Source organism: Burkholderia sp. LMG 13014 (assembly GCF_905232215.1).
Lineage (GTDB): Bacteria > Pseudomonadota > Gammaproteobacteria > Burkholderiales > Burkholderiaceae > Burkholderia.
Window position 1 is genome coordinate 1 of the sequence record NZ_CAJNKE010000315.1, and the last position, 6,897, is coordinate 6,897.

Here is a 6,897-nt window from a genome sequence, read left to right on the forward strand (position 1 = left end):
TGGCCCGACCGCGACGGGCTGTCGGTCGCGCCGAAGGCGGCGAACGAGGCACTGGTCAAGGGGCTGGCGCGCGAGGAAGGGCGTTACGACATTCGCGCGAATTCGATCCTGGTCGGCGTGATCGAGGCCGGGATGTTTCCGGTGTTGCTCGAACAGGGGCAGTTCGACCAGGCCTGGATCGACGAGACGCAGAAGATGCTCGCGCTCAAGCGCTGGGGGAAGGCGCACGACGTCGGGCGGGCGGCGGTGTTTCTGGCGTCGGACCGGGCCAATTACATTACGGGGCAGCAGTTGAATGTTTCGGGCGGGTATGGGCTGTGACGGGGGACAAAAAGCCTGCTCGAATGAGCAGGCTTCAGCGTCGCTTGAGTCGTGTCAGTTGTCTTGAACGTTGACATCGCCGGTTTGAGCGATCTTCGTCAGAACGCGCTTCTGGTACGCGTACCACGATGTCAGACAGTCCTTGTCGCGACAATTCTTCTCGCGAAAATTCCACTGTTTGCGCGTCCGTTCGACAAAGGCAGTCTTGTCGATGACGGCATCTTTCGCCTGTTGGTACGTCGCGGCAAGATCCCGATCTGAAGCTGCAAGATCGGGATCGTGACAGATCAGAAATTCCGGAATGGATTTGGCTTTGGCACAGTCGAAACTTGTTTGTTGCAGCGGGGAAGCTGCGGCATCGCTTGCGGATTGATTTGACACCGGCGGAGCAGCAGGCAAGCTCGATTGTGTGGCTGACTCTTGAGGTTGGTTCAACGTTGCCGTGCGCTGACCATAGGGTGTCAGTTGCCCTGACATCGCGTCTTCGATCATCGCTCCGATTAGGGAATTGGGTACAACCCGTACGGTTTCAGTTTTAATAATCGAATCGCCGGCCATGGTTTGCGACTTGGCGAAATTGCACGGGGGCGAACAAGTAATGCGATTCGAAATATTCGGATTGTCTTCATCGACCAGGAGCAGAATATAGCTGCCATCCCTGAGGCCAACGTAGCGCATCATGACAAGCGCCTTCGTGGCTTTTCCTGATCTCACGTCATCTTCACTAAGCGCAGGCTCGTAACCATACGTGCCGTCTTGGCTCATTGCATAGTTGTGTGAAGGGGGCGGAGGCGCAGGGGCTACCACTGGAGGTGGTTGCTGTGGTGTGGAAGTATCGCTTGATGTGCTGGGACTCGTCGCTGACGACTGAGTGCTGTTGTCGGATTGTTTCGAATTGCAACCAGCGACAGTGGCTGCAACCAACAAAAGAATTGCGATGTGTTTCACTGTTCCCCCGCTAGACGATTTGTCTTATAAATTACCGATGGTTGGCGCGGATATTCGAGGTGAGATGCCTCGTCTGCAATTTTCCGGTGGCCGGATTGATTTATAAATCGGCTTGGTCTTGGTCGATGGATTGTACCAAGCAGCTCCGTTCGGGTGGTGATCTAGAAAGCCAATGAATCGGCGCGTCTCAGTCGCATTCAAATAAGAGATACTCGCCACCATCGGTATTCACCCTGTATTGCCACTCGCGATCGCGCAGCGGCTTCACACACGACCGGCACGAGGTCACATTCTTGCAACGCATTCTTCAATGCATTGCGCCGCACGCGCTCGACGACAACGGCGACACGCATGCGCTGAAGGCCATCCCGCCTCGTTCGGCACGCATTGCGGCACCGATGCACGACATGTCGGATCGCGTGTCCCGGCGTCGTCCGCCGAATAAGGATGCGCGCCTGAAACATTTCCTCCAATTACAACCCGCGTGAACGTCCGTGTTTTGCGGTGACGCTTGTCCCGCGTCGGTTTGCGCCGCATGGCACGCGCTTTGCGGTTGACCCGGTGCCGCCGGTGCAAACGAAATGGGCAACAACGATGAACGCATCGTCGGCATGCAACGGCATCGAAACAAACGGGGAATCGGATCGGGCCGCGGGCGCCGCGTGGGGCGGCGTACATGCCGCGCATGTCGTATCGGTCATGCGCACGGGGCAACGCGTTCCCGATCCGTAGAACAGCAAGCGTGCTTGCAAGGTGTCGTGTCGGGGTTCGCATCACGCAGGACGGCGCAGGCCGCATGCGTTGGCGAGGCGCGCCCGGCACAAGTCGGGGGAGGCGCCCGTGAAAATGACGGTGAACCAATGGGCAGCGGTCGCGGTGATGTGGGCCGCGAGCGCGCACGCGCAGGAGATATACCTGCAAGGCGGCACACAGGGCGTCGGTATCGGCGCAGCCGTGAGCTTCAATTCGATACTGGGTGCACATGCGGACTTCAATGCGATCGATCTTTCGCATGACTTCACGGTGGCCGGCAATCGCTATCAGGACGACCTGAAGCTGCGTCAGGGCGGCCTGTACGCGGACATCTTTCCGTGGCACGGCAGCGGCTTCCGGGCGACGCTCGGGATGCGCTTCAACGACGACGATATCCGCGGCGTATCGGTGCCGACCGACGGCACCTATGTGTTCGGCGGCAAGCGCTATCCGGCGATGCCGGGGATGTACGCGGTGGCGGAAGCGCGCTATCCGACCGTGATGCCGTACGTCGGGATCGGCTACGGGCATCGGCCGGCGTCGAAAGGGCTGGGATTCGTCGCCGATCTCGGCGTTGCGTACGGGATACCGAAGTGTTCGTACACGCTGTCGCCGGAACTGGCGGCCGCGGCCGGGCCGGCGAAGAGCCAGCTCCTGGTCTCGAGCGGGCTGGATTCGCTGCGGCAGGTGATGTCGCGCTATCGGTGGTACCCCGTTTTGCAGATCGGGATTTCGTATCGGTTCTGAGCGGTTGCGTTCCCGTTGCGTGTGCCGGGCGGGGGATGGCCGGCATCGCCGAGACGGGCGGCACAACGGGTGCCGGCAACGGCGGCAACTGACGACCGTCGCGAGCGCGGCGCGCGGGGGCGGTGAAGGCAGCCGCCCCGCAGCGGTTTGCGCGTGCCTTCACCGGATGGGGTGACCAGCCGATCGGACGTCGTTCTACGGCCGTCACGGCGCTTCCGGTTCCGGCACCGGCCGGATCATTTCCCTGGAGGCGATTCCACTACTGGGCAGGCCGTAACCATCGTTGACGCCGATTGGCTCAACCAGGTTCAAGAGACGCTGATCAGTATCCTGACGGCTGTCGGGGTAGCGCACGGCCAGGCGACTTGCAACCAGGTGTTGAGGGCGTTGAACACCTTGTTTGCCAGTGCGCGCTGGAATCCTGACGGGCGTTTCCAGGTCGGGAGGGCAAGCCACGGGGATAGCAGCAACAATGCTGCATCGACGGCATATGTGCGGGGAGTGTAGGGAAACGATGTGGGCTTCTTTCCGTACAATTCAGCATTCGGGCAACTGATGGCGTCGCCGATCCGGAGATCTGATCTCGTTCTTCGGATCGCCCCTGGCGTGGTGACGCTTCCGCAACGCGCATCGATTCAGGCACCGAGCGCGCGCATCGTGATCTATAACGGCAGTCTCGCGAATCCGGCCGTTGATGTTTTCGCCGACGACGTCTGGCAGGACCGGGTATGAGCCAGCGAAGTGATCGGCCCAGGCGACTCGATCGAGATTGCCGGGTCAAACGGGCCACTCGCGGCATTGACTGATCCGGTGAACATGGCAACAACCATTCAAGCAGTGCAGCGCGTCGTTTGGGCGGCACCGAGCGGCTCGCAACAAGGAGCAAAACCAGCATGACAATTCTCCGCACGAGGCTTTGCAGCATCACGGGCCTCCTGGTTGCAGCGGCCGTGTTCGATCCAGCGTATGCACAGGGTGTGCCTGGGCAAGTTCCTTCCGCCACCCAGCTCAACAGTGCACACCAGAATGCAGCAATTCAGGGTGGCGCGATCAACGGCGCGACGATCGGCAATTCGCGTCCGAGTTCTGGCGCGTTCACGTCGCTTGCTGCGTCGACATCGAATCCGTCGCTGCTGTTCAACTTCGGTGGTGTGGGCGAAAGCGATCGCGCGTTGCAGGCGATTCTGCGGGAACAGAAAATTTCGGTGATCGCATTCGGTGCGGACCCGACCGGCACACGACCGAGCGCGACCGCGATTCAGAATGCGATCAACTACGCGTGTGCGTCGCGGTCACAAAAGACCGTGTATGAGCCCCCGGGCACGTTTCTCTGGGATCACAACGTGACGATCAACTGCCCGGCCGTGAAGCTGGTCGGCGCGGGAGGCGGCGGATACAACGACAATGCGCCGACTATCAACGCGACGACGATCAATCGCTGGGTCGGCCCGAAGGGGGGCACTGCGCTGACGATCACCCCGTCCCGTGATCAGAAGACCGAAGACAACAGCGTCATGGGGATATTCTGGGATGGCAATAATTCCCGTGGCGGTATCGCTGTCAATCTGATTTCAGCCCGGTACGGGACTTACGACATTCGTGCAGCCCACTGGGCGACTGCCTTTGTGCAGACGGATATTTCGCCGGCGGCAACGGAGAACTCGGACGTCACCGGAAACATTTTCTACAATATTTCCGGGTATCAAACGCTTCCGACCGATGGGTCGGTGCTGATCACGCACAGTGCCTACGATCACAATGCCTGCTGGAATCACTTCTTCCTGATTCAAGCCGTTTATTTCAACTCGCCGGGTGTCGTGCTGAATGGAGACGACAGCGAACGGTTTGACGTGATCAATCTATACAACGCGAAGAATGGAACAGCGAAAGGGCTCGTGCTGAATGGCTCGAATTCGTCGCCGTATGCCAATACGCGTCACAACACGTTCTATCTGGTGGGCACGGGGGGCAGCCAGCACGGCAACCAGGGTGGGGTTTATTCGCAGGGGGTTGACGCGTCCGGTAAGCCGCTCGCCTATCCTGCGGTGGGAAACAATATCGTCTGGTACGACGCCGAGAACTCGCAAGCGATGCCGACGGTCGATCCCGGATCCACACTCTGGTGGAGTGAGGACAATGCGCCGGCCGGGATGAGGCAGTTCTATTTCACGAAGAGCCCACCCGGATATGTCCAGGTCGACAATTCAGGGAAGATCACGCAGGCCGGGCAGATCACGATCCCGGCGGGCGCGAAGAGTGGTTCATTCACATTCCCTACCTATCAAGGCAATACGACGGCGGGGTTTCCGCATGCCGTCGTCAGCGTCCAGGCTACGCCGACGACGGCTGCGGTTCCATTTTGGGTGTCGGCGACGAACAAGGCCGTGACGATCACGTCGGGATCGCCGGATGCGGCGCTCACGTTCTCTTTCAAGGTGGAGGGGTATTGAGCCGTGCGGAAGAAGATCCCTGCGGGTTTTGCGCTCGGCTGCGCGTACCCGATCCGACGCACGATCTCGACCAGCTGATCGCGGCCACCGCGCTGATCAACGATCTCACCGTGGTCACGCGCAACGTCGACGATTTCTCGCGCACCGGCGTGCGGTTGCTGAATCCGTTCGACTAGCCGCGCGGCGGTCATCGGCTGTCGTCCGCCGCATGCAGGCGTTTCGCAAGACCGTCGAGCGGCCTGCCCGAACCGCTTCTTTTTGCCCCGTATAATCGCGCGAAAACCAGACCAACCAAAACGAACGGGGACGCGATGACGCTCTATGCACAACAACGATGCCGATACGGCACGATGCTGTTCAATTCGAATGACGAATTTGTGGGGCGCAGCCTGTCGTTGTACGGCGAGTGGTCCGAGCCCGAGTCGTTCCTCTTCGCGCAAGTGGTCCGTGAAGGCGACACGGTCGTCGAGGCCGGTGCGAATCTCGGCTCGCACACGGTGATGCTGTCGCGAGCGGTCGGGGAGCGCGGCACCGTGTATGCGCTCGAGCCGCAGCGTCATACGTTCCAGTTGCTCTGTGCGAATCTCGCGCTGAACCAGCGCTTGAACGTCCGCGCGCTGCAGTGCGCGGTCGGCGATGCGGAAGGCACGGTGGCCTTTCCGGTCTTCGATCCGCGTTCGCCGAACAACTTTGGCGCGTCGTCGCTGCTCGGCGCGAATCGCGACACCGAACCGGTCCCGCTGCGCACACTCGACTCGCTCGACTTGCCGCGGGTCGATTTCCTGAAGGCCGACGTCGAAGGTTTCGAGCCGAACCTGATCCGCGGCGCGAGCGACACACTCCGCCGGCATCGTCCGATCGTCTATCTGGAATACTTCAATCACTACACGGGTGACGGCTCGAAGGCGTTCCTCGAGTGCTTCGCGGCGCTTGATTACCGCGTCTGGTATTTCATCACGCCGGTGTTCAACCGCCTCAATTTCCTCGGCAATCCCGAGAACGTGTTCGACGGCATCTGGTCGTTCGACCTCGTGTGCATTCCACGCGAACGCGGCGAAATGCATGGGCTCGTCGAAGTGACGCCGGACAACGAAGGCGTGTGCGTCGATCCGGATACGCGGCGGCGCGTGCGGTTCGCGCCGGCGTGAACCGCAGCACGGGGATCCCGGCATTGCGCCGCCGGCTCCCCGTGTCGACCGCCGGATGCGTATCGAATGCCGCACCGCTGCTGTGCGTGCGATGACCTTCCTGCCGCTGCGAATGCCCGGGGCAGACAGTCGCTGAACTGATCCCGTTACCGGTTCGCAAGAATCCAGCCACAACCCGGCGGCAATCCGTCCGGGTTTTCCCGGCCCTCCCGCATGCCCGCGCCGTCCCGCCGGGCTTTCGCGAACGTCCCGTTCCCCGCTGCCTCTCGTCCCAACAGACGATGTGACGCCATCCCCGACCGGCCAGAATCCTTTCACGAACAACGGATTCTGAACGAGGAGGAGGCCGACATGATCGATGTCCGTGCACTCGGCTATGTGGTCGTCGAGGCGACCCGCGTCGACGCGTGGCGCCGCTATGCGGAAGACGTGCTGGGCATGCAGGCGATCGACGCGCCTGGCGGCGCGTTGTACCTGAAGATGGACGAACGCGATTTCCGCTACGTGATCGTCCCCGGCCAGGCCGACCG

General features: G+C 61.1%; 6 protein-coding genes and 2 pseudogenes. 7 read left to right on the plus strand and 1 reads right to left on the minus strand.

What is annotated here, in order from left to right:
- Positions 1-321 (plus strand): SDR family NAD(P)-dependent oxidoreductase (locus tag JYJ84_RS24385; RefSeq protein WP_205189557.1); only part of this gene is annotated, 321 nt, incomplete at its 5' end.
- A 54-nt stretch (positions 322-375) separates the two neighbouring features.
- On the opposite strand, the gene JYJ84_RS24390 is transcribed toward JYJ84_RS24385, so the two are convergent.
- Entirely contained in the window at positions 376-1,086 is a 711-nt protein-coding gene (locus JYJ84_RS24390; RefSeq protein WP_174961474.1) for a lysozyme inhibitor LprI family protein, read from the minus strand.
- Positions 1,087-2,115: 1,029 nt separating this feature from the next.
- On the opposite strand from JYJ84_RS24390, the gene JYJ84_RS24395 reads away from it, so the two are divergent.
- From JYJ84_RS24395 to JYJ84_RS38385, 6 genes and pseudogenes are all read left to right on the plus strand, one after another.
- Positions 2,116-2,769 (plus strand): hypothetical protein, encoded by a 654-nt coding sequence (locus tag JYJ84_RS24395; RefSeq protein ID WP_122947168.1) that lies wholly within the window; start codon positions 2,116-2,118, stop codon positions 2,767-2,769.
- A 516-nt stretch (positions 2,770-3,285) separates the two neighbouring features.
- Positions 3,286-3,501 (plus strand): hypothetical protein, encoded by a 216-nt coding sequence (locus JYJ84_RS24400; protein WP_175219641.1) that lies wholly within the window; start codon positions 3,286-3,288, stop codon positions 3,499-3,501.
- 161 nt (positions 3,502-3,662) lie between these two features.
- Positions 3,663-5,219: a glycosyl hydrolase family 28-related protein gene (locus JYJ84_RS24405; RefSeq protein ID WP_122947167.1), complete on the plus strand. Its 1,557-nt coding sequence runs from the start codon at positions 3,663-3,665 to the stop codon at positions 5,217-5,219.
- A gap of 38 nt (positions 5,220-5,257) precedes the next feature.
- A pseudogene (locus tag JYJ84_RS24410) lies at positions 5,258-5,395 on the plus strand (VapC toxin family PIN domain ribonuclease); the annotation flags it as partial.
- Between the two features lie 135 nt (positions 5,396-5,530).
- On the plus strand, positions 5,531-6,367 hold the full coding sequence (locus JYJ84_RS24415; RefSeq protein WP_175219639.1) for an FkbM family methyltransferase: 837 nt from the start codon (positions 5,531-5,533) through the stop codon (positions 6,365-6,367).
- 351 nt (positions 6,368-6,718) lie between these two features.
- Positions 6,719-6,897 (plus strand): annotated as a pseudogene (locus JYJ84_RS38385) (biphenyl 2,3-dioxygenase); the annotation flags it as partial.

Coding starts and splice junctions, on each gene's coding strand:
- JYJ84_RS24390 (WP_174961474.1), bottom strand. CDS start 1,086: ATGAGCCAAGACGGCACGTATGGTTACGAGCCTGCGCTTAGTGAAGAT.
- JYJ84_RS24395 (WP_122947168.1), top strand. CDS start 2,116: ATGACGGTGAACCAATGGGCAGCGGTCGCGGTGATGTGGGCCGCGAGC.
- JYJ84_RS24405 (WP_122947167.1), top strand. CDS start 3,663: ATGACAATTCTCCGCACGAGGCTTTGCAGCATCACGGGCCTCCTGGTT.
- JYJ84_RS24415 (WP_175219639.1), top strand. CDS start 5,531: ATGACGCTCTATGCACAACAACGATGCCGATACGGCACGATGCTGTTC.